General features: G+C 67.7%; 17 protein-coding genes and 3 pseudogenes. 9 read left to right on the forward strand and 11 right to left on the reverse strand.

The genetic code is table 11. The features are described 5' to 3' along the window. Positions 1 to 254: 254 nt before the first annotated feature. The 3 genes and pseudogenes from OG978_RS44605 to OG978_RS44615 form a co-directional block, all read right to left on the reverse strand. The gene (locus OG978_RS44605; RefSeq protein ID WP_266686931.1) at positions 255 to 1,604 is read right to left on the reverse strand and encodes an IS630 family transposase; all 1,350 of its coding nucleotides are present in this window, start codon (positions 1,602 to 1,604) and stop codon (positions 255 to 257) included. A gap of 184 nt (positions 1,605 to 1,788) precedes the next feature. Next, positions 1,789 to 2,064 (reverse strand): annotated as a pseudogene (locus OG978_RS44610) (hypothetical protein); the annotation flags it as partial. Between the two features lie 476 nt (positions 2,065 to 2,540). Beyond that, positions 2,541 to 3,008, reverse strand: a pseudogene (locus OG978_RS44615) (FAD-dependent oxidoreductase); the annotation flags it as partial. A 269-nt stretch (positions 3,009 to 3,277) separates the two neighbouring features. Between OG978_RS44615 and OG978_RS44620 the strand changes: the two are divergent. Then, a complete protein-coding gene (locus OG978_RS44620) occupies positions 3,278 to 3,673 on the forward strand; it encodes a hypothetical protein (protein WP_326770784.1) in 396 nt (131 codons plus the stop codon). Between the two features lie 301 nt (positions 3,674 to 3,974). Here the strand turns inward: OG978_RS44620 and OG978_RS44625 are convergent, their stop codons facing one another. The 4 genes from OG978_RS44625 to OG978_RS44640 form a co-directional block, all read right to left on the reverse strand. Further along, the gene (locus OG978_RS44625) at positions 3,975 to 4,331 is read right to left on the reverse strand and encodes a helicase associated domain-containing protein (protein WP_326770785.1); all 357 of its coding nucleotides are present in this window, start codon (positions 4,329 to 4,331) and stop codon (positions 3,975 to 3,977) included. Positions 4,332 to 4,529: 198 nt separating this feature from the next. Next, on the reverse strand, positions 4,530 to 4,670 hold the full coding sequence (locus OG978_RS44630) for a hypothetical protein (protein ID WP_326770786.1): 141 nt from the start codon (positions 4,668 to 4,670) through the stop codon (positions 4,530 to 4,532). Between the two features lie 261 nt (positions 4,671 to 4,931). Further along, on the reverse strand, positions 4,932 to 6,464 hold the full coding sequence (locus tag OG978_RS44635) for an alpha/beta hydrolase (protein ID WP_326770787.1): 1,533 nt from the start codon (positions 6,462 to 6,464) through the stop codon (positions 4,932 to 4,934). A gap of 185 nt (positions 6,465 to 6,649) precedes the next feature. Next, positions 6,650 to 6,919, reverse strand: coding sequence for a hypothetical protein (locus OG978_RS44640; protein ID WP_326770788.1), 270 nt, complete (start codon positions 6,917 to 6,919; stop codon positions 6,650 to 6,652). Positions 6,920 to 7,684: 765 nt separating this feature from the next. Between OG978_RS44640 and OG978_RS44645 the strand changes: the two genes are divergently transcribed. After that, entirely contained in the window at positions 7,685 to 8,050 is a 366-nt protein-coding gene (locus OG978_RS44645; protein ID WP_326770789.1) for a hypothetical protein, read from the forward strand. Positions 8,051 to 8,391: 341 nt separating this feature from the next. Here OG978_RS44645 and OG978_RS44650 read toward each other — a convergent pair whose 3' ends face one another. Continuing rightward, on the reverse strand, positions 8,392 to 9,387 hold the full coding sequence (locus OG978_RS44650) for an alpha/beta hydrolase (RefSeq protein ID WP_326770790.1): 996 nt from the start codon (positions 9,385 to 9,387) through the stop codon (positions 8,392 to 8,394). A gap of 114 nt (positions 9,388 to 9,501) precedes the next feature. Here OG978_RS44650 and OG978_RS44655 point away from each other — a divergent pair, with 114 nt between their 5' ends. Further along, on the forward strand, positions 9,502 to 9,882 hold the full coding sequence (locus OG978_RS44655) for a MerR family transcriptional regulator (protein WP_326770791.1): 381 nt from the start codon (positions 9,502 to 9,504) through the stop codon (positions 9,880 to 9,882). Between the two features lie 60 nt (positions 9,883 to 9,942). Then, a complete protein-coding gene (locus OG978_RS44660; RefSeq protein ID WP_326770792.1) occupies positions 9,943 to 11,169 on the forward strand; it encodes an MFS transporter in 1,227 nt (408 codons plus the stop codon). 76 nt (positions 11,170 to 11,245) lie between these two features. On the opposite strand, the pseudogene OG978_RS44665 reads toward OG978_RS44660, so the two are convergent. Beyond that, positions 11,246 to 11,385, reverse strand: a pseudogene (locus tag OG978_RS44665) (IS3 family transposase); the annotation flags it as partial. A 1,239-nt stretch (positions 11,386 to 12,624) separates the two neighbouring features. On the opposite strand from OG978_RS44665, the gene OG978_RS44670 reads away from it, so the two are divergent. After that, positions 12,625 to 13,032, forward strand: coding sequence for a hypothetical protein (locus OG978_RS44670; protein WP_326770793.1), 408 nt, complete (start codon positions 12,625 to 12,627; stop codon positions 13,030 to 13,032). A gap of 1,111 nt (positions 13,033 to 14,143) precedes the next feature. Here OG978_RS44670 and OG978_RS44675 read toward each other — a convergent pair. After that, the gene (locus tag OG978_RS44675; RefSeq protein WP_326770794.1) at positions 14,144 to 14,986 is read right to left on the reverse strand and encodes a hypothetical protein; all 843 of its coding nucleotides are present in this window, start codon (positions 14,984 to 14,986) and stop codon (positions 14,144 to 14,146) included. Between the two features lie 542 nt (positions 14,987 to 15,528). On the opposite strand from OG978_RS44675, the gene OG978_RS44680 reads away from it, so the two are divergent. Next, complete coding sequence (locus tag OG978_RS44680) at positions 15,529 to 16,920, forward strand: glutamate decarboxylase (protein WP_326770795.1); 1,392 nt, start codon at positions 15,529 to 15,531, stop codon at positions 16,918 to 16,920. A 293-nt stretch (positions 16,921 to 17,213) separates the two neighbouring features. On the opposite strand, the gene OG978_RS44685 is transcribed toward OG978_RS44680, so the two are convergent. After that, positions 17,214 to 19,169, reverse strand: coding sequence for a hypothetical protein (locus tag OG978_RS44685; RefSeq protein ID WP_326770796.1), 1,956 nt, complete (start codon positions 19,167 to 19,169; stop codon positions 17,214 to 17,216). Positions 19,170 to 19,376: 207 nt separating this feature from the next. Between OG978_RS44685 and OG978_RS44690 the strand changes: the two genes are divergently transcribed. The 3 genes from OG978_RS44690 to OG978_RS44700 are packed head-to-tail and all read left to right on the forward strand — an operon-like array spanning position 19,377 to position 22,512. Then, positions 19,377 to 20,726 carry an ABC transporter substrate-binding protein gene (locus OG978_RS44690; RefSeq protein WP_326770797.1) on the forward strand — a complete coding sequence of 450 codons (1,350 nt, stop codon included), beginning with the start codon at positions 19,377 to 19,379 and terminating at the stop codon, positions 20,724 to 20,726. Continuing rightward, positions 20,723 to 21,649 (forward strand): carbohydrate ABC transporter permease, encoded by a 927-nt coding sequence (locus tag OG978_RS44695; RefSeq protein ID WP_326770798.1) that lies wholly within the window; start codon positions 20,723 to 20,725, stop codon positions 21,647 to 21,649. The genes OG978_RS44690 and OG978_RS44695 overlap by 4 nt, the downstream gene beginning before the upstream one ends. Further along, positions 21,646 to 22,512: a carbohydrate ABC transporter permease gene (locus OG978_RS44700; RefSeq protein ID WP_326770799.1), complete on the forward strand. Its 867-nt coding sequence runs from the start codon at positions 21,646 to 21,648 to the stop codon at positions 22,510 to 22,512. The genes OG978_RS44695 and OG978_RS44700 overlap by 4 nt, the downstream gene beginning before the upstream one ends. Position 22,513: the final 1 nt, after the last annotated feature.

Below are 22,513 nucleotides of genomic sequence, written 5' to 3' on the forward strand. Positions count from 1 at the left end.
CGGAGCCGCCGACTGGCACACCGCGGCGGCCGGAGAGATCTGACTTTGAGTCGGACATGCCACGGGCCCGGGGGATCAGCCATGACATTCCCGGGGCCCGACTCATGGAGTCGCACAGTTCAACGACGACCTGGCTGACGCTGGCGGGTGCGGGAGTTGAAGTGTGAGCTGGGGTGTTGTAGATCGGGTGAGAACGGGTTGTGGTGTCCATTGGCCCGGTGGTGGGCTAGTGTGATGCGCCAGAAAAGGCGATCTTAAGTCTGCCGCTGGTTTTCGGTGCTGGGTGGGCTGATTTTGGTGAGGTAGTCGGCGAGGGACTTGAGGATCTCGTCGGCGGTCTTGGTCCAGGTGAACGGCTTCGGGTTCTCGTTCCAGGTGTCGATCCAGGCGGTGATGTCCTTCTCCAGGGCTGTCACGGAGGTGTGGACGCCGCGGCGGATGAGTTTGTCGGTCAGCAGGCCGAACCACCGCTCGACCTGGTTCATCCAGGAAGAGCCGGTCGGGGTGAAGTGGACGTGGAAGCGGGGGTGTTTTCCCAGCCACGTCTTGATCTCGGCGGTGTTGTGGGTGGCGTAATTGTCACAGACCAGGTGGACATCGAGTCCGGTGGGCACGGCCTTGTCGATCCGGATCAGGAACTTCTTGAACTCGATGGCGCGGTGGCGGCGGTGCAGTTCCGATATGACGGTGCCGTCGGCGATGTTGAAGGCGGCGAACAGGCTGGTGATCCCGTGCCGGTAGTAGTCGTGGGTGCGGCGTTCGGGCATGCCCGGCATCATCGGCAGTACCGGCTGCGAGCGGTCCAGTGCCTGGATCTGGCTCTTTTCATCGACGCAGAGAACCACCGCCTTCTCCGGCGGCTGGTGGTAGAGGCCGACGACGTCGACGACCTTGGCGACGAACTGCGGGTCGGTGGACAGTTTGAAGGAGTCCTGCAGGTGGGGCTTGAGGTCGAACTTCTTCCAGATCCGCCCGACGGTCGATTTCGACAGCCCGCTGTGCTTCGCCATCGAGGCACGCGACCAGTGCGTGTCCTTGCCCGGGACGGACTCCAGAGTCGCCACGAGTACGTCCTCGACCTGGTCGAGCAGGACCGAGGGCGGCCTGCCGGGGCGGGGCTCGTCCGTCAGTCCGTCCAGACGCAGGGTGATGAACCTGGAGCGCCAGCGGTTCACCGTCGCGTGGGCGATGCCGAGTTCGGCCGCGACCTCCTTGTTCGTCCCGCCCTCCGCACACCGCAGCACGATCTTCGCGCGCAGTGCCAGGAACTGCGCGGTCTTCGCCCGCCGCGCCCAGCGCGTCAGCTCCGCACGCTCGGCTTCGCTGAGCACCAGGTCCGGCTTGCGCCGGCCCGGCCGCGGCTCATCCACCAAGCCCGCCAGCCGCCGGGCCACGAACCGCGAACGCCACTTGCGCACCGTCTCCACGGACACCCCACAGTCCGCCGCCACAGCGGTATTTGACGCCCCGTCCGCACAGGCCAGGATGATCCGCGCCCGCTCCGCCACACGGGCCGGCACCCCGCCACCCGCCCAGCGCAGCAACTCCGCACGCTCCTCAGCGGACAGCACGACTTCGACAGCACGAGGGCCTCGATGCGACATAAAAACAGCCTACAGACTTAAGACCGCCTTTTCTGGCGCATCACACTAGTGAATCGCCCTGGGTTTGATGGAGACATCGAAGACCCGGAAGTGAGGCACCCCCATCATGGTGGACAGGGCTGCTGCCGCTGTGACTGCGGTCACCGCTGGCCGCCTCAGAGACCTGAGCACATTGCCGATCACCCTGCGACTTCGCCCTCGCCGCGGTCGGCGCTGACGATGCCTCCTCGGCCTGCCCCATGACCGGTGCTGTCCCAACGGTCTGGGCATGGCCTTGCCCGGGCTCCTCTACGGGAGCCAGCACTTCGCCGACCCGCGAGCGGGCGATGGCCCACTCCTGCCATTCCCGCTCGGCCACGGCCAGTTCGGCCTGGATGCGGTCGGCCTCCTCCTTCAGCCCATCCACGCGACGGCGGGCGGCGACCTCGCGCTGTTCCAGCAACCCCACGACCGATGGCATCCACGACCTCCACCGGAGCGACGACACGACACGCCACCACTCCCACGGGAACACCCGCCCGCTCTATGCCCGACCAGCGAAAACGCCATCCTCAGGTTCGGTACGACAACAGCTACTCAGTACCGACCGCACCTCATCGACGGCTGCCTCATGGGCACCGGCCTGACCATCGGCAGCTGACCACGATCAAGCCGACATCAGACAATCAAGTTCAGGAGCGACGGAATCGGCCGGTCGCGGGACAAGACCTTGTCCGAGTCGGGCCGGAGCTGGGCATCCGGCGGATACTATGAGAAGGAGCGGAGGTGGACCGTCGAGCCCCGTCCCATCGCCGCTGAACTGTGAAGCCAGAGCGCCGAGTTGGTCGGCCTGGAGCAGTAGCGCTCCGCGATCGGCGCACCCACCGTCACCAGCGTCGGGTCCGGACCGCCGACCCGACCGCCGGTGACGCCCGTCATCGGCGCGCGTGCCCGGGCTCACGTCATGGGCATGAATTCGGGCAGGGTGAGGGCCGAATGGGCCGGTCGTCCCTCCGCGGAGGGCATGGCGCTGAGATTGCGCAGCATGTCGTTGCGCTGCTCCAGGGCCCGAGCGGTGGTCGGGAAGAGTGTGGCATCGCCCTCGCCGACCTGCTCCTGGTTCACGGTCACAAACTCACGGGTGTTGTGTTCGTAGGCAGCGAAGCCCGCGGCGTGGTCCCGGTCGGCCAGGGAACCGGCGAGCATGTACGCGCCGACGAGCGCGAGGCTGGAGCCTTGTCCAGTAAGGAACGAGGGCGCGTACGCAGCGTCGCCCACCAGCGCGACCCTGCCGCTGTACCAGCGGGGCATGCGGATTTGGCTGACCCCGTCGAAGAACAGGTCATCCGCGTCGCGCATGGCGGCAAGCATGCCCGGGACCTCCCATCCCGCGTCGGCGAAGACCGCGGCGACCAGGTCCCGTTTCAGAGCCATACCCGGCGCCTCTGGATCCCAGGACCATACGACTGGCCCGTCCGACCCACCAACAACGTAGGACCCAACCAAGTTCAGTAGGGGCGCCCGGCCTTGCGTACGGCTCCGGATCCTGGAAAGGGAGCACAACCCAGGCTTCTGGTGCGAAGTACGCAAGATGCGAGTTATTCCCGAATCATGCGTCATGATCTCTATGGGTGTCCTCTGTCGCTACGGTTGCTTTGTTCTGTTTGCAGCAATCTCCGGAGAGGGGCGCAACTATGCGTGCGAAGAAGAGGATGCGGGTGGCCGGGCTCACGGTCGCTGGGCTGTGCGTGACGGGCCTGGCCGTGGCCGGCGGGATGGCGATCGCGGCCACCTCGGGCTCCCAGGCGCCCTACGCCCAGGCCGGAGCACTGGTCAAGGCCGACGGCTCGATCGTGCACTCCAAGGGCGTCGGAGAGGTCACGAAGTCGGGCCATGTCTACTGCGTGAAGATCAGCAACGAGGACGTCGACCTGTCCCGCGCCATCGTGACGGCCACTCCCCGCGACGGCATCGGCTACACCCTCCGCGCCATCGCAGGCGGCTGCGCGAACGGGAAGGGCGTTCAGGTAGCCACCTACAACGCCGACGCCGGCGGCGCAGCCACCGCGTTCTACGTCGCCGTGCTCTGACCCGACCCGGCCCCACGGAGGGCCCGTCCGCACGGACGAGCCCTCCACCATCGGACGATCAGCCAGCACACCGGCCTTCACGCGGTGGCAGGCACCGCGCCTGCCGGCACCGGCGCGCCTACCAGCCGACGGCCGATGCTTCACAGCGCACCCCCGCAGCCGCGAACAGTTCCCCGCCGCCCCCCGCCCACTCCACCCCCGACACGAAGAAGAACGGCGGCCCCCACACGCCCGCCCCGATTCTGCATCACCGCCACGACGAAGCAGCCGCCCGGACCGCCACTCCTGCCGTGCCCGCCTATCAGCGCATGCTGAGGGCATCGAGGTCGGCCCGCCGCTGCTCAGGGAGCTTCGCGGCGCGCTTGCGGACGTTGTCGAGCCACGTGCCGAGCTTGATCACCATGGGCCCGTCAGCACCGTTCTGACGGCCGCTTAGGGCATCCTCCGTCTCCAGGTGCTCGGCATGCTTCCGGGGTACTCTCAGGTGCCCCTCATGGGCGTGGTACTGCCGGGCTGCTGCCAGGTTGACCGCCCACTTCGTATCCTGCGTCTGCTTCACCGGCTGCTCCTCCTCCCCGGCCGCCTGGAGCCCGAGGGTGTTTTCCAACAGCCACTGCTGTGTGGGCAGGAGCTGTTGCCAGGACGGCCAGACCGACATCGCCGCCGCCTTCCGCCACGCCGGCCGCGACTACCACCGGCCCTTACGAGCCCTCGGTCTCACGTGACGAACCCGGACAGTTCTCGATCACGCAATGACCCTGGGTGTGCCGTAGCCCGTGGGAACGCACCAGGCCCCGGACGGTCACCGTCGGGGGCCTGGTGCTGTCTGCGGATGCCATGCCTGACTTCCCTGGCCTCAGCAGCTGCTGGTGACGAGGTAGTCCAACACCAGCAGGCCGAGCCCTGCGAGGCTGACGAAGGCCGCGCCCGCAGTACCTGCGGCTGCCAGCTGCGTGGCTCCCTTGCTGACGACGTACCGCTCGCACAGGACGGCCACCGCGAGCGCGCCGGCCAGGACCAGAGCAACGTGAGTTCCTGCAGGTAATGGGCTCCCGGCACCGGCTCAGACTCGAACGTGTGCCCCCACCCACCAAGCCCAGGTGATCAGCCTTGACGGTGCCCCGCTCTTCGAGTCCCCGTACGACCCGCGACCCGGCGTCAGGGCGGCGCCGACGTTCCCCGGTGACGAGGCGGGCTCTGTGCCCATGAGTGCGTCCGCCCCGGTGACGCCGGGTACCGCTGTCAGCCGCTGCCAGGGCTACGCCTCGCAGGTCAGGTCGTGCGTGGGGAGCCGTCCCGTGCGCAGGTAGGCGTTGACGCGCTCGTCGACGCAGGCGTTGCCGTACTCGCCGTACAGGCCGTGCTGGCGGGCGCCCTCCACGGTGAGCAGCCGGGAGCTCGGCCACTGCTCGCGCATGGCCTCGGCGCCGGCGTAGAGGGTGCGGGGGTCACCGGTGGCGTTGACGAGCAGGGCCGGGACGTCGTTGTCGAGGACGGTCGGTGCCTCGGCGGGCCGGTCCCAGAACTCGCAGGGGGTGATGTTGTTGGCCAGCGGCCCGGCGAGGGGGAACCGCTCGCGGGACTCCTCGACCGCGCGCCAGTAGCTGCCGACGCCGCGCCGCTCGGCCACGTCGCCGCAGACGATCGCGGTCATCTGGCTGCTGGAGGCCGAGCCTGCCCCGGTCAGCAGGAACTCCAGCTGCCCGGCGAGTGCTTCGGACGGCTCGACTGTCTCCCGGTCCGCGGCGCGCGCCAGCAGGCGTATGGTCCCGGCCAGGTCGGCGCGCCGCTCGTCGAGGTCGCTGCCGAGGCCGCCGATGAAGACGGAGGAGAGGACGTGCTCGTCCAGCAGGTACGCCATTCCGATCCGAAGCGGCTCCTCCGCAGCGGCGTCGCGGATGTGCTGCACCGTTGCCAGGACCTTGCCGCGTGTGGCGCCCAGCCCGTATGTGCCGTGCCGCGCGGCGGCCCACGACGCCCACGCGCGCAGGGCCGCCTCGTTGGCCGCCTCGGCGCCGCGCAGCAGGGTTTGGTTGTAGTACTGCGGGGAATTGACGCCGTCGAGCACCATGCGGCCGGTGCGGCCTGGGAAGAGCTGGGTGTAGACCTCGCCGAGGTAACTGCCGTAGGAGTAGCCGAGGTAGGAGAGGGTGTCCGCGCCGAGGGCGGCGCGGATGACGTCCATGTCGCGGGCGGTGTTGCGGGTGGTGACGTACGGCAGCACGTCGCCGTGTGCGCGCTCGCACCGCCGGGCCAGCTCGCGCGCGACGGCGACTTCCTCGCGGTACGCCGCCAGGTCGGCGCCCGCGGAGCGGACGAGGGCGGAGCCGAGGTCCCAGCCGCAGTCCAGCGGGGTGCTCCGGCCGACGAAGCGCGGGTCCATGCCGATCAGGTCGTAGCGGTCGGCGACCTCTCCCATTACCTCCGACTTGGTCAGCGGCATGTGGAGGCTGGGGCCGGCCGGTCCGCCGTCGTTGAGCAGCAGCGGGCCGACGCGTTGGGCGGTGTCGGTGGCCTTCAGACGGGATAAGGCGACGGTGATGGTGCGACCGCCGGGGTCGGCGTAGTCGAGCGGCACGGTGATGTCGGCGCAGTCGGCGCCGGCGGCGTCCAGTGCCTGGCCCAGCTCGTCGCCGGCGCCGAGGGCGCAGGCGTGCCAGGCGACGTGCTGGCCGTGGAAGCGGGCGAACGGGTCCGGGTCAGCGGCTGTGGCGGTGGCGGTGGTCGTCGCGGTGACGGCGAGCACCGCCGCGCACGCCGCGAAGGCCTTGATGCGTCGGGAAGTTGACATACCCGCACGCTAGGGGCGGCGGACACCTCGGCACACTCCGGGAAAACCCCCGAGTTGTCCCCCAAAAAACTCAGCCCACAACCCTGAGATTGCCCGTCCACCCCGGCGGCCTTCCGTAGTCGATCGGGTGCCGGGCTATAGCCGGAGGGCGCGGTTCACCCCTTCCAGGAGTGTCCAGACCTCGATCAGGTCCTCCAGCTCCCACTCCTGCTGCACTCGCGCGCCTTTCCTTTCGGGATCGTCGCCGGCGCGGTGACGGACAGCGCACCGGCAAGGCGGTCCAGGCCGTCGGCGGCGACCAGGGCGAGGCTGATGCCGGCCATCGACTCGCCCACGAGGCGCCCTGCCGACCGCTGCGCGAAACCGCGCAGGAGCGTCTCCTTCGTGCCGTCCAGACCGTCCAGCAGCGTGCCTGCCGCAGTCCCGTCCTCGATCGCCGGCCTCAACACCGGCATGCGCCGGACCCCCGCCGCGTCCACCAGCGTGTCTGTTGCTTCCGTGTCCTGCGCCCGCGCGAGGCGGATACGGGTCCCCGCAGGACCGGGCTATTTTGTCCGCAGCCGGTCGGCCGAAAACCGCGCGGGCGGGGTGTTGCCCCTCTTCGTTGATCGTTTGGCCACAGACAACCCCCTGAAGTCGGTGAGACTGGTGAGGTGGCATGTTGAGGTGTCGCGCGTTCCAGTGCGATCAGGGACACGGGGTGCGCGAGCAGTTCGTACCGTCCGTGCGCGGCGATCGCCGATACGGGCCCGTAGTCCGTGTAGAGCCGTTCCAACCGCTCCTGGTGCCGGCCGGTGAACTCCTCCAGCCGGGCCGGGTACGCCTCCCGCTCCCCGGAGCCGATCACCGACCAGAGCACGGGCAGCACCGCCTCGGTCATTCCGCTCTCGAAGCGGGCATGTACCGCGAAGCGGGGATAGGACCGCACCGCGACCGCCAGCGCCGCACCCCTACCCACTTCGCCTGCCGCCCGCCCCACCGCGTCCTCGGTGTACGCATCCGCACTCATCGAACACTCCCTCCCACCCGTCCAGACGTCCAGCGCATGCCGAGTTCGTCGAGTTCGGCCCGCCGTTCCGCGCTGAGCCTGTCCGCCCGTTTACGGACGTTGTCGAGCCACGTGCCGAGCTTGACCACAATGCCGCTGTCAGCACTGTCCTGACGGCCTGTCGGGACGGCCTCCGCCTCCAGCTGCTCAACGTGCTTCCGGGGCACCCGTAGTGTCCCTCACGGGCGTGGAACTGCTGGGCTGCTGCCAGGTTGGCAGCCCACTTCGCGTCCTGCGTCTGCTTCACCGGCCACTCCGCTTTCTCGGCCGCCTCGATTCCGAGGGTGTTCTCCAGAAGCCACCGCTGTACGGGCAGGAGCTGTTCCCACCCGAACCGCTGCGCCGTGACCCAGCGTCCGAGCTCTTCGCCCTGGACGACGACGTCGCCCGCGGCCGTGGGGAGTGCGCCACCGGCCTGGACGTGGTTCTGGACGAGGCGGAAGCAGCGCTGCCAACCGGTGTCCCATACCGGGCACCACCCCGGATCGATCGCATCCAGCTCATCCCGCCGCGCCTCGGTCATCGCCCCGGCCGCTGAAAGGACAGGGCGGCCGGCCGCACGCAGCTCCTCGTTCTCCAGCGCCCCACGGGCCGCCGCCCGAGCGCTCTTCGCCCACACACCAATGGGAGGTTTCCATCTTGAATTCGCAGGTCACTGGGCTGGCGTGAGCCGGGCATGGGGTGCTCGCGCCGGTCGTCCGGCTGAGCGTGCCGGAGTGATCGTCTGCCGCGCCGGTCTGCGGCGATCGAACTGCGTGAACTGATCGAGGCTGAACGCGAGTCCGGGCTGAGCAGCAGGAGGACCGTTCGACGATGGAGGCCGCGGCCCGGGCGCGGGGCGTCGCTCGCCGCCCCGTACCACGGACTTGCCGACCTGGGTTACAGCTGTCCGCCCGGTGCGGGCGAGGGGTTCAGGGCCCGGTTGAGTGCGGTCATGCGGTAGTCGGTGATGCGGGTACTGAGTTCGGCGTCGGGGGCGAGTAGTTCGCCGGCGTGGATGCCGCCGGGATAGACGTGGAGTTCGACGGGGACGCCTGCCTGCATGAGCCGGTTGGCATAGGCGATGTCTTCGTCGCGGAAAAGGTCGAGGTCGCCGACGTCCAGGTATGTGGGCGGCAGGCCGCTGAGGTACTCGGCCCGGGCGGGCGCGGCGTAGGGGCTGACATGGTCGGTGCCGACCCTGTCGCCCAGGAGGGACTGCCAGCCCTGGACGTTGGCGGCGCGGTCCCAGATGCCGATGTCGGTGATCTCGTGGCTGGAGTGTGTCGTGTTGCGGTCGTCGAGCATCGGGTAAGGGAGCATCTGGAAGGCCAGCTGAGGGCCACCGCGGTCGCGGGCGAGCAGGGCGACGCCGGCGGCCAGGCCGCCGCCCGCGCTGCCCCCGTAGAGGGCCAGCCTGCCGGGGTCGACACCGAGCGCGGAGGCGTTGCGGGACATCCACAGCAGTGCGGCGTAGCAGTCCTCGACGGGGGCGGGGCCGGGGTGTTCGGGGGCCAGGCGGTATTCGACGGAGACGACGACCGCGTTGACCGCCTCGACGAGGGGCAGCACCTGCCGGTGGTCGGTCCGGATGCTGCCGGTGATCATGCCGCCGCCGTGGATGTACAGGATGCCCGGGAGGGTGTCGTTGTCCGTGCTGCCTGCGGGCCGGTAGATCCGTACGCTCACGTCCGGGCCGTCGGCCGGTCCGGGCACGGCGAGGTCTTCGTACCGCACTCGGTCATTGGGCGGCAGTGCCGCGAGGGCTGCCCGGTTCATCTCCTCGTACAGCTCGCGCTGGCGCGGGATGTCGAAGTTGATGAGACCGCCGCGCCCGGTCAGCGCGTGGAGGCCCTGCAGGCCCTGGCGGATTTGGGGGTCGATGCGATCAGTCATGCTCGGGTCGGACATGTGTGTGCGCCTTTCCTTCGGGGGTGGGGCTGAGGTGCAGTAACGTAAAACCCTCACGTGAACGTGAGGGTCAATCGGAGATGTTGTGAGGTGGGCCATATGAAGATCGGCGAGCTCTCGCGGATGACCGGTGTCAGCGTGCGCGCGCTGCGTTATTACGAGGAGGAGGGGCTGATCCGGCCCGCTCGGGGCAGCAACGGCTATCGCGACTTCTGCGATGGTGCCGATGAGGTGGTCCGGCAGATCCGCGGGCTGATCGAGTGCGGGCTGCCCACCCGGATCATCCGCGACATTCTGCCGTACCTCGACGGCCCGTCGGATCTGCTGCCGCAGGTCCCCTGCGCGCAGATGCTCGACCAGGTGGCCGCCGAGCGGGAGCACCTCGACAGCCGCATCCGGTGCCTGACCCGTAATCGCGACGCCGTCGACGCCTATCTGCGGGCTGCCCGGAAGGCCGCCCGTGCGACCGTGGAGGCGTGAGACCGGGTGCGGGTCCCGGGTTTGACCCTCACGTAGACGTGAGGGTTTTAGCCTCCGGGCATGACCTCTGCTACTCGCTCTCCACGTTCTGCGAATTCTCCGTCCACCACCAAGAGTTGGCCGCTGGGTGGTCTGCTGGTGCTGGCCGGATCCGCATTTGTCACCATCCTCACTGAGGCCCTGCCGGCCGGAGTGCTGCCCGCGATGAGTGCCGACCTGGGCGTGACCGAGGCGCGTGCGGGGCTGCTGATCACCGTCTACGCGCTGGCCGCGGCCCTCACCGCGATCCCGATGACCGCCTGGACCCTGATCCTGCCCCGCCGCACCCTGCTGGTGGCGCTGCTCCTCGGCTTCGCGGCCACCAACATGGTGACAGCGATGTCCACCGGCTTCGCGCTCACACTTGCCGCCCGGGTCGTCTCCGGAGTGTCCGCCGGCCTGCTGTGGGCCATGGTTCCGGCGTACGCCGCGCGGCTGGCCCCGCAGCGCAGCGGCAAGGCGATTGCCACCGCGCTGGCAGGCATGACAGTCGGGCTGTCGCTCGGCATCCCGGCCGGCACCGCGCTCGGCGGCCTCATCGGCTGGCGTGCCACTTTCGGGCTGCTCACCGTGCTGGCCGTGGCCCTGGCCGCCACCGCACTGTGGCATCTTCCGCAACTGCCCGGCGAGACGGCGAGCCGTGGCGCGGGACTGATGCGTACCCTCCACACGCCCGGAATCCCCGCCATCAACATCGCGTCGCTCCTGATGGTCCTCGGTTTCTACGTGCTCTACACCTACATTGCCCCCTTCGTGGAACAGGCAGGGCTGGGGGTCGGCACCGGCACCGTGCTGTTCCTGTTCGGCCTGGGCTCCATGGGCGGTGTCTGGATCGCCGGAGCCGCCGCCGACCGCCGGCTGCGCGCCGCCACGATCGGCCTGCTGGCGTTGGCCACCGTGTGCCTGGCGGCATTCGGCGCGGTCGGGCACATCACCGCGGCCGTAGTACTCGGCGCGGTGTTCTGGGGCGTGACGCACGGTGGCATTCCGACGCTGACACAGACCGCGGGAGTAAAGGCGGCCCCACTCGATCCCGACACGGCCAACTCGCTCTGGGTCACTGGCTGGAATGTCGGCATGGCCGGCGGCTCCCTGCTCGGCGGCGCCGTCCTGGACGGCGCCGGGACGCAGGCCCTGCCGTGGGTGGCCTCCGCCCTGCTGGCGGCCTCCGTACTGACGGCCGTGCTCGCCCGACGCAACGGCTTTCCTTCCCCCAGCCGCATGTACGCCCGCGACGAGGCAGCATAAAGACCCTGCGGGTACAGCTCAGCCGTCCGCTCGGAGGCACAGGCTGAGGTTGATCCCCGGGAGTGGACACCGGGTTTCATGCGACGAGTGACAGCGTAGGTGACGTGATCAGTTGTTGTTCGAACTCGGCTGGGTGAGGTAGCCGAGCGCGGAGTGGCGGCGGCGCAGGTTGTAGTACGACATCCAGGCGAACAGCTCCAGCCGCGTCTGCGCCCTCTAGTCACAGCAGATCGTCAACACCGACGGGGACACCATGACCGTGAGGGACTTACCGCCAGTCAGTGACCTGGCGGAGCAACAGCAGCGTGGATGGTCCTGCGTCTGGTGCAGGACGGTCTCACTGTCGGCGAGGACAGGGATCTCGGTGAGAAGCGGGCCCGGCCCGCTGCGGGCGCCGCCTACAGCTGCTTCCCGCGGGCGTGCTCAGACACTCGCTCCTGCGCCGCCCGCGAAGGCGGCGGATGTCATAGACGGCCGTAGCCGATGGTCGGGCACCCAGGCCTGAGGGAGGCGGACTGAGGAGGGTGCGCCGGCAGCGACGCGGCCCTTGCCGCGACGTGCTCGACCGGGTGCTGGATCGGAACGTCAGCCGGCGCCGGGGTGGCGCCGGCTGACGCGTCCAACTCCTCTCACGGGGCGCCCATAGCGGTAACCAACTGTTCGGCGGCCGACGCGAATCGGACGCCTGATCGGTGGGATAGCCACTTCCCCAGAGAGGAGGGGCGGCCAACCGTTGGACATAACCGATATCCGTCGAGCCGCATATGACGGCAATAGGTATCGGTGAAATAATGCCCGAATGACCCAATTCGGTGCGATGAAATGTTTATTCTGTCTAGTTTGGAAATAGACGAACGGGCGGTGCGGACGCCTCAACCGCTCGTCGCGCGGCAGTTTCCTGACCGCTTATCAGGTCGCCTGTTCTGGGTCGTTCGCCGACGCCGTGGCAGGAATCGTGAGCGTCTGATGTCCGATCGGGTTCTTCCGGAGGCGCCGACGCGAAGTGCCGGATCGTTAATTCGGGCGCCCGCCGTGGGGTGCCGGATCGTTAATTCATGGCTCGCGAAGTGTCGGATCGTTAATTCGGCGGCGCGGTACGGATTTGTTGACGCCCGAATTTCGTGGGGGCGGGAAAGGTGCACTGTTGCGGGAGTGGGCGCTGTTGCGTTTGATTTTCCGCTTCGCATGGTTACTCCGAACGGGTGATTGGGGGCTTCCTCTCTTGAGGTGTCACGAATTTGTCCCGCTTACTGGATTACGAACCGGCGGGTCGCCCATCCCTTCCCGGGGACGTGGCTTCTACCCGTTCCGGTCCTCGCTCCCGTCACAGTGAAGTGTGCGGCGACCAGACGGTGTTCTCGCTCGCAGAACAGACCGTCCCCTGGGGAAGAGAAGGGCACCGCTCCACCGACGTCGTTGCCAATGAGCACCACGTCATCTGTAGGGAGTGTCAGCATGTTCCGTTCCCGTCTTGCCGCCGTCACCGTCACCGCCGCCCTGGCGGCGGGCGCCGTAGTGGGCTTCGCCCCCCTGGCCGCAGCGGCTCCCGCCGCTGTCGCCGCCTCCGCCTGCGTCAACGACCTGCAGGCCGCGGAGGCGTCCAACAACGCCGCCATCGCCGCCGACCAGGCCAACGACACCAAGACCGCCTTCTCCAACAACCTGAGCACCGCCACCTCGCTCGCCTCCGCGCTTGGCGACTGCACCGGGCAGCCGCCGGTGGTGGGGTCCAATGTCCTCACGGCTTCCGCGACCAACGCGACCGCCATCGTCTACAACCTGCTCGGAGCCGCCAGTTCGGCCCTGGCCTCCGAGCAGGCGACCGCTTCGTCGATCAGCCAGGCGCTGGCCAGCGCGACCTGACCGGCGCACAGGCGGGCGCCTGTGCCCAGGCCTTCTCATCCTGCCTCGGCCGGCCCGGCCGCCGTTCGGCCAGCGTACGAAAGGGCCCGGCCCTCCGAACCGCCGGAGGACCGGGCCCGTGCCGTGTGCCGAACCGCCCAAGCGATGTATTGCTTCGGGCGGTGCTGTCCCGTCTCATTTGATCTTTCCTCTGCGGGCGGCGGTGACCTGGGCTGATGCAATGCCGGGTGATACAGAACCATGTCGGAATCTCAGGAGATGTTGCCCCTCAGCGACGTCCTCCAACGAGTTGCCGCAGACCGCGCAACGCCTGCGGTCTTCGTCGTCGTGACCAAGGAGAGCATTGAGCCTTCGCGTGAGATCGCCCAGCGTCTCCAGGTGGTCGTGGGTCCGGGGTTCGTTGGGTATCGGCCACGGGTGGTTGGGCAGGGTGCGGTAGTAGCGCTCCTCCTCGATCCAGCGGACAAGTGATCAGCTCGGAGTGGTAGTTGACCCGTCCCTCGTCGTACTCGTCCCGAACCCGCGGGTCGAGGTCTTTCCACTCGTCCTCGGGCAGCAGGTCGAAGACGATCGGGTCCTCGTCAACGAAACGGCGCCAGCCCTCCAGCGTCGTCGTGGGCATCCGCCGGTCCTCAGGCAGCCCGAACTCCTGGGCATTCACCACCATTTCCTGGCCTCCTTGCGTGCGTCGAACGCTTTCAGCGGGACGACAAGAGACGGGACACAAGGGCCTGGCGCCTCAGGGCGGCCTGTAGAGCGCGGGGCAGCGTGACGTCCAGCCGTCACAGAATCGGCCTCTACTGGAGCGTATGACGGCTTTACGTCACGCTCGGCCGCCTGCTGCCTCGCGCGTCGGTGGGGCCGCGCGCTGGTGCACTCTCAGCGCCTGTCGGCCGCTATCGCTGGGGGGTGGTTAGTTGCGGTTGGGTGGTGTGTGAGCTGGGGTGTTGATAGTTGATTGAGAACGATGACGGGTGGGTTTTGAGGGTGTGGGATGGGTTTGGCCTGGGGTTGTTGCGGTTTCGTTGAGGTGGGGCGCGGGTGGTTGCAGATAGTTTCTGGGTCCAAAAGGCGCGGGGTGTGTCGTCTTCCCTGCCGAAGCCGTTCCTGCCTATGGGTGTTCGCCGAGTTGGAGGAGGCCGGCGAGGGAGAAGCACAGGGCGCCTGTGAGGGTGCCCCAGTTGGCGATGTCGGCGTTGACCGGGTTGCCGGTGGCGGGGCGGGTGAAGGCGGCGAGTGCGGAGACCATGAACAGGACGGAGCCGAGCTGGTTGACGGCGACGATCCACCAGCCGGGGTTGTGCGGGCGGGCGCATGGTCGGCCGTGGCAGATCTCGACGAAGGCCAGGTGGCCGGAGACCAGGAAGAGGGCGCAGCCGATCACGTCGGGCGTCCAGATCAGCCGGTTGATCTGTTGGATGTTCAGGCCCTGCAGGAAGGAGTCCAGCAGGTTGACGGCGAAGACGAGGGTGCCCGTGAAGAGGGCGAACGTGCTCAGCCAGTCCACCCGCATCGGTTCGTAACTCCACCACCGCCAGCGGCGGGTGACCAGTCGGCCTTCGCCGTCGGCGGTGTGGCGGGGCGCGTTGATCACCTGGAGCAGCGAGACGTACCCGCCGGTGTTGAAGAACAGGCCGCCCGCGAAGTAGATCGAGGCGCACTCGGTGGCGTCGCCGGAGCCGAACTGGGCGTCGGCCGCGCCGGCCGCGAAGAGGGCCCCGCCGATGACGAAGGCAAGTGCGGCGATGGCGTTGAGTCTGCGCAGCCGGGTGATGGCAACGGCGTCCGCCCGGGTGTGCCGGGTGGCCGCCGCACCGAGGGGACGGACGGCGAGTACTCCGCGCCGCCGCGCGAGCCGGGACTCCCACACGGCGGTGCCGCCGCCGGGAAGATGCCAGGTGAGCCGGGTGGTGAACGGTCCCGCGCCCTCGGCGCGCTCCTCAGGCTGTCCCACGGGCCGAGCCTAGACGTCGGGCAGGATCGGAAGGCGTTCGAAACGCCGTCCCACCGAGCTGTCCCTGCAGCTTGTGGGGGTGCGGCAGGGGCCTCGGCGGCGGGAAGCGGGGCGCGGCCGGCTCATGCGGGCGGGATCGCGGCGATACCTCACTCTTCCCCGGGGCTGATGGGTGGGCGTCGCTCGGTGCCGCGCCACCACGGCAGGCGGCCATAGGCGCAAATGTTGACGAGCGCGGCCGAGGTCCTGCCAGAAGACCGGCAGGTGGGTGGTTCCGTTGACTCCTTCGGTGGAGAGGTTGCCAGAGAAGACAGCGATGACGCGATCACTTCCCAAGTGTTTTATCCGCATTGGCCCGATAGTCGACGCGGCCGTCGTGGGATGCCAGGGCAGCGGCCAAGGCAGGGTGGTCGGCACAAGACCCGGGATGTCAACCTCGCTACCTGCCGTGGTGCCCTGGGTGGAGTACGCCCGCTGTCGGGCGCCGGTGCCCACCCATAGCCTCCAAGAGACACGGCAGGACGATGCGAAAGGTGCCACGGGTGGCTCTGCACAACGCCAAGAGAGCGGCTGCCGACCCGGCCGCCGACATCTTCACGTCACCGCTGAGCGAGCAGCCCCTGTCCAAGCGGGCCATGCCGGATCTGCCAACACCCCCGAACGTCGTCTACCAGCTGCTGCGCAGCGAACTCCTTCTCGACGGCAACGCGGCTCAGAACCTGGCCACGTTCTGCACCACCTGGACCGACGACGAGGTCCGCCACCTGATGGACTTGTGCCTCGACAAGAACATCGTCGACAAGGACGAGTACCCGCAGACCGCGGAGATCGAGTCCCGTTGCGTCAACATCCTCGCCGCCCTGTGGCACGCGCCCGCCGGCACCGACGGAGCCGAGAACGCCGTGGGCTGCTCCACCACCGGCTCCAGCGAGGCCGCCATGCTCTGCGGCCTCGCACTGAAGTGGAGGTGGCGCGACCGCCGACGCGCCGCCGGACTGCCGACCGACCGGCCGAACCTGGTGTGCGGGCCGGTGCAGGTGTGCTGGGAGAAGTTCGCCCGCTACTTCGACGTCGACCTGCGCCAGGTCCCGGTGGAGCCCGGGGCGACCGGCCTGCAGGCACACCAGTTGCGCGAGTACGTGGACGAGAACACCATCGGCGTCGTGGCGATCCTCGGGGTGACCTACACCTGCACGTACGAGCCGGTGGCGGAGATCGCGGCCGAGCTCGACCGCATCCATGAGGAGACCGGGCTCGATGTCCCCCTCCACGTCGACGCGGCCTCGGGCGGGTTCATCGCCCCGTTCCTGCACCCCGACCTGCAGTGGGATTTCCGCCTGCCCCGGGTCGCCTCGATCAACGCCTCGGGACACAAGTACGGCATGGCCCCGCTCGGCGTGGGGTGGGCCCTGTGGCGCGACAAAGCGGCCCTGCCGGAGGACCTGGTCTTCCATGTCGACTATCTCGGCGGCGACATGCCGACCCTCGCCCTGAACTTCTCCCGCCCCGGCGGGCAGGTCATCGCCCAGTACTTCATGTTCCTGCGCCTGGGCCGCGAAGGGTACCGGCGCGTCTACCAGGCATGCGCCGAAACGGCGCAGCACCTCGCCCGGCAGGTAGCCGACATGGGCCCCTTCACCCTGTTGTACGACGGCACCGGGGCGCTGCCCGCGGTCTCCTACACGCTGACCGATCCCGGCTCGGTCGGTTGGAGCCTGTACGACCTGTCCGACCTGCTGCGCATGCGCGGCTGGCAAGTTCCCTCCTATCCACTGCCGCCCAACCGTCAGGAGACCGTGATCCAGCGCGTGCTCGTGCGGCACGGTGTCGACCGGGACGAGATCGAGCTCCTCGCCGGCGACATGCGAAGGGCCATCAAGCGCCTCGACGAGGGACACCCGCACGACTCGACCCGCGTCGGCTTCCACCACTGATCAGCGCCCGGCAACGCCGCCCTCACCGGTGCCCGGCATCTGAGTCACCTGCTGCGAGGCCGCATCCGAAACGCCCACGACACCGGGAAGACCAAGCAGACCGAGCCTCTGTCGCAGTCGGATGGGTGTGTCGTGCAGGGCGCCGGACTCGCTGGCGGAGGCCTGCTTCTCACCCCAGACGCTTGCCCGGTCTTCGGTGCTCCAGATCGTCCAGGTGTACGAGGCCACAGCCCATGAACTGCGACCTCGTCACCTCAAGCACCGCTGTAGTGCTAATTCATGACACTCCCTCGTTACGAGACTTGCACAGTGACCTTCTGTCCGGGTGCGACGGACACCTTTGCGTAGGTGCAGGTCTTTCCGTTGACGGTCTTCTTCTTGACTGCTTGGGGGACGCCGTTGACCTTGATTGTCGAGTGGCTGCCGGGGAAGCGGGCCTCCCACTTGTAGCGGGCCGAACCCGTGGCGTTGGTCAGGGTCGACTTGGTGGCACCGTCATGACGCAGGGTGAAGGTGTTGCCGCCGATCTTGATGTCCTTGATCTGCAGCCAGCCCATTCCGGCGGGCATGCGGGACTGGGTGCTCAGGGCGCGCCCCGGGGCGTTGGGCTGCACGCCCATGAGGCCCTCGACGGTCTGGCTCAGCAGGGTGTAGGAGACTTCGGGATAGTCGCCGTTGGGGCCTTGCTTGGACACCGGGTGCTGATCGTTCCGCTTGTCGTAGACGTACTGCATCCACTTCCAGGCCGTGTCGTTGTACTCGTAGGCGAAGAACGTGTCCGGCAGGTAGCTGATCGCCTCGACGTTGGACGGCTTGCCGCTGCCGCTCGCTTGCTCGTCGACGTAGTCCAGGTAGGCATCGGCGCGCGCCCCCGGATTCATGATCTGTTTCATGGGCATGAACCAGCTGTTCTCCTTGCCCCAGCCGGTGAGCGCCTCGCCGTCGGTGGTGTAGCCGCGGACCATGTCGGCCCCTGAGCCGGAGCCGCTCCAGGTGTCGTTGAAGTACGACTTGAGGCTGTCGGCCTTCTGCCGGAACTTCTTGGACAGGGTGCTGTCGCCCTTGGCGGCGGCCAGGTCGGACATCGCCCGGTAGGCCTGGTACTGGGATCCGATGGAGTCCCCGGACTCGGCCAGGTGCTCCTCTCCGACCTCGTTGTAGCTGGCGGCGCCCGCGAAGATGCCGTTGCCGGTGCCTTCGGCGACACCGTTCGGCTTGTTGGCGTCGTGGAGTTCGATGAAGTCCTTGGTCGCGTGCTTGTAGAAGTCCCAGAGCGTGCCCTCGTTGACGTAGGCGCTGTCGCCACTCCAGCGGTAGGCGTGATTGGCCTTCTCTACCAGCTCGAACGTGGCCGGGACCTCTCGGACGAAGGAGGTTGGGCTCCGGTAGTCGATCGAGAGGTATGTCTTGTTGTCGAAGTTGATGGCCCATACGGGGTAGTACTTGTGCTCGGGCGTCGCGGAGCCGGCGAAGGCACGCAGCATGGCCTTGTTCGCGTCGTTCAGTCCGAGGATGGAGGCACCGGCGAGCTGGTGGGCCATATCGCGTGAGTAGTAGGCGCTGCGATGCGCATACCCGGCCCAGTAGGACGGGCCGTAGGTCCCGGTTCCGGTGCCGGACAGGTGGTTCTCGTCGACGTTCAGCGGACCGGTCGCGCCGGGCATCTGAACCCAGCTGTTGGCCTTGCGCTTCGACCAGTTGAACATCTCGACGATCTTCGGGTCGGAAGACGAAATCTCCGGGTCGACCGGGGCCGCGGGGGAGACCATGACGTCGTCGGCGTTGATCCAATTGCTGCCGGATTCGAAGGCGAGCTCCAGGTCGTCGCCGTTCTTCAGCGACACCCGGCTGATCGTGTACCGGGCGTAGCCGGACCGGCTGGGCAGATCCACCGCACCGGCCTGCGCGCCGTTCACCCGGGCGACGAACCTTCCCCCCGTGCCGCCGGTGGCGATCCAGGCGGAGAAGTCGTACGTACCGTCACCGGACGCCGTGATGGTCTGCGCCACCTTGTTACCGCTTCCGGCATCCAGGTAGGCGAGCTTTGCGCCACCGTGCGGTGCGTTGGTGGCGACTCCGGTGCCGGAAGTGAACGTCCATCCCGTGGTGCCGTCCTCGAAGCCGAGATTGCTGAGGGGCAGCGCTGAGGTGGCTGCGATGGCCGGACTGCCCAGGGTCAGTGGTGTGAGCGGGGCGAGTGTGGCGAGTGTGGCTACGACTGCCAGGCGGACAGGACGGCGATGCCTCATGGCGTACTCCAGTGCGGGGCTCGAATGAGTGGCCGAAAGCTAGCAGCGGCGCTCGACGGGTTGCAATAGTCCTGCAGACTTGTGATGCGGAATCGATCAGAAAGTTTTCAATCAACCATTGCAAGTTGGATTGGCTGGTTGCTAACTTCCCTCCAGTCGACCCGACGTTCGGTCGATGTCCGAGCCGCATGTAGAGGTGGTCATCTCATGGACATGAGCCGTCGCAGAGTTCTTGGAGTGGGCGGCGTACTCGCCGCAGGAGCGGGCCTCGGCGGCCTGACCGCCTGCTCCGGCACCGGCAGCGCGGGCGCTCAGGGCGGCGGTCTTGGTGACGCCACCAAGGGCTCAATCACGGTGTGGAGCTGGCAGGGCCCGGCGGCGGAGTTGCGAGCGCTGGTTCCGGCGTTCAACAAGAAGTACCCGGACATCAAGGTGACCGTGCAGGACATCGGGAACCCGGCGATCTGGGACAAGATCACCACGGGCATGGCAGCCGGAGGGGCGGGCCTCGCGGACGTACTGCACATAGGCGTCGACTACCTGCCCGGATACGTGGACCGCTTCCCGGGCCAGCTTGCCGATCTCGGCAAGCTGGGAGCCCACAAGTACCGGGACGCCTTCGCGAAGGGTTTGTGGGAGACGGTCTCGCCCAAGGGCGAGCGGGTGAACGCGCTTCCGTGGGAGGCGAACTCGGCCGGGTTCTACTACCGTGCCGATGTCTTCGAGGAAGCCGGTGTCGATGTCGAAGCGCTTGACACCTGGGACGACGCGATCGAGGCCGGCAAGAAGATCAAGGAGAAGACGGGCAAGTACCTTCTGGGGATCGACAAGCCCGCCTCGCAGCAGGACTCGGCGAACTTCTTCCAGCTGCTGCTCCAGCTCCAGGGCGGCTTCTATTTCAACACCGACGGCGACATCACCCTCGATTCCGCCGAGGCCGTGCGTGCCATGTCGCTCATCAAGAAGATGAACGACGCCGGGCTTGTCAGCGACATCTCCGGCGGCTGGAACGCACTGATCAGCTCGATCAAGAAGGGAACGGCGGCGGTCCTGCCGTGGCCGACCTGGTTCGGCGGCATCATCGAGGAGACGGTCCCCGACCAGGCGGGCAAGTGGGGTGTGCGTCTGCCCCCGTCCGTACGCCGCGGCGGGACCGCCGCCGCCACCGTGAACTCCACACACCTGGCCGTTGCCGGTACCAGCAAGCACCAGGCCGCGGCCTGGAACTTCGTGGAGTTCGTGCTGACGCGGCCCGAGTCGCAGGTCAAGATCTACCGGGGCAAGGGGATCGCCCCGGCCCTGTTGAAGGCGTACGACGATCCGGTCTTCCACGAGCCGTCGAAGTTCTTCGGCGGTCAGAAGAAGGGTGAGATTTTCTTCGGTGCACTCAAGGCGCCCTCGCCGGCATACAACTACACCTCCGACTACGCCCGAGCGCTCAAGGTGGTCACCGACGCCCAGACGAAGGTGCTGCTCAAGGGCGCCGACCCGGCCAAGGTGCTGCATGCGGCGGCGGACCAGCTCGCTTCCCAGACCGGACGCAAGGTCGCCCGATGAGCGTTGTCACTTCCCCGACCCGTACGGTGCGATCGGCGGGTGTGCGCGACTCCCGACCACCGCGCTTGAGCGCCCGCCGTCTCGCGCCGTACGCCTTCGTCCTGCCCGCCGTGCTGCTGTTCGCCGCCTTCAAGCTCTACCCGATCGGCTGGTCGTTCGTTCTCAGCCTCCACAAGACGGTCGACGGCGTCGACACGTTCGTCGGAGCGGACAACTACAAGCGGCTGCTGGACGACCCGCTGTTCTGGACGGCACTGAAGAACACGGCAGTCATCCTGGTGGTCCAGGTGCCGATCATGCTGGCGCTTGCCACTGGCCTGGCCGTCGCTTTCAACTCGGCTTTCCTGCGGGCGCGTTCGGTGTTCCGGCTCGGATTCTTCATGCCGATGGTCACCGGCCTCGTGGCGTACGGTGTCGTCTTCTCCGTCCTGCTCAACGAGAAGTACGGGCTGGTCAACTGGTTGCTCTCGCTCGTCGGAATCGGCGAAGTGCCGTGGCTGACTGATCCGCTGTGGGCAAAGATCTCCCTCTGTCTGGCACTGACCTGGCACTACACCGGTTACAACGCGGTGATTCTGCTGGCCCGTCTGCAGACCATTCCCAAGGAGCTGTACGACGCCGCCTCGGTCGACGGGGCCGGAGCCTGGCAGTCCTTCCGTCACGTGACGCTTCCGGGACTCCGTCCGGCGATCCTCCTCGCCACGGTGCTCTCCACCATCGGCACCCTGCAGATCTTCGACGAGCCGTACATCCTCACCCGCGGCGGCCCCGACAACGCGACGCTGACCATCGGCGTGTACCTGTACCAGAACGCCTTCACGTACTTCGACTTCGGCTACGCGTCGGCCATCGCCTACGTCCTTGCGGTGCTGATCGGAGTCCTCGGCCTGATCCAGTTCCGGGTCCTGGGAGACAAATCATGACGACCCCCGCACGTGGCGCCGCCCGCGCACCACGCACCGGCCTGCACCGCCCAGGCCGCGGCATCCTGCTGACCTCGGGGCTGGCCATCGCGCTCGCCGCCGTACTCCTTCCCTTCTACTGGCTCGTCATCGCCAGCACCCACAGCACTGACGAGATCTTCGACTCCACGCCACCACTGCTTCCTGGCGGGGACCTCGGCAAGAACCTCTCCAGCCTGCAGGAGACCGCGTCCTTCGGGCAGGTCGTGCTCAACTCTCTGCTCATCGCGGTCATTTACACAGTCTGTGCAGGAGCCGTCTGCACGCTGGCCGGCTACGCCTTCACCAAGTACCGCTTCAAGGGCCGTGATGCGCTCTTCGGCATGCTGATGCTGGGGCTGGTCATCCCGACCCAGGTCACACTGGTTCCGCTGTTCAAGATGATGGCCGAGCTGCACTGGCTCAACACGTATCAGGCCGTGATCATGCCCAATCTGGCGCTGCCGTTCGGCATCTTCCTCATGCGCCAGTCGATGGCTGCGCTGCCCGACGAGCTGCTCGACTCCGGCCGCATGGACGGCTGCGGCGAACTGCGTCTGTTCCTGCGGGTCGTCCTGCCGCCAATGAGGCCCGCCCTGGCAGCACTGGGCATCTTCCTGTTCCTCTACCAGTGGAACGACTTCATCTGGCCCCTGATCGTGCTGCGCGACGATGCCTCCCTCACCATTCCCGTCGCACTCGCCTCGCTGCAGGGCGTCGACGACACCGACTACGGGGCCATCCTCACCGGAACGGCCGTCGCCGCCATTCCCATGATCATCGTCTTCCTGGCCCTTCAACGCCACTTCGTCTCCGGCCTGCTCGCCGGTGCTGTCAAGGAGTGAT

Origin of the sequence: Streptomyces sp. NBC_01591 (assembly GCF_035918155.1) — a bacterium.
GTDB lineage: Bacteria > Actinomycetota > Actinomycetes > Streptomycetales > Streptomycetaceae > Streptomyces.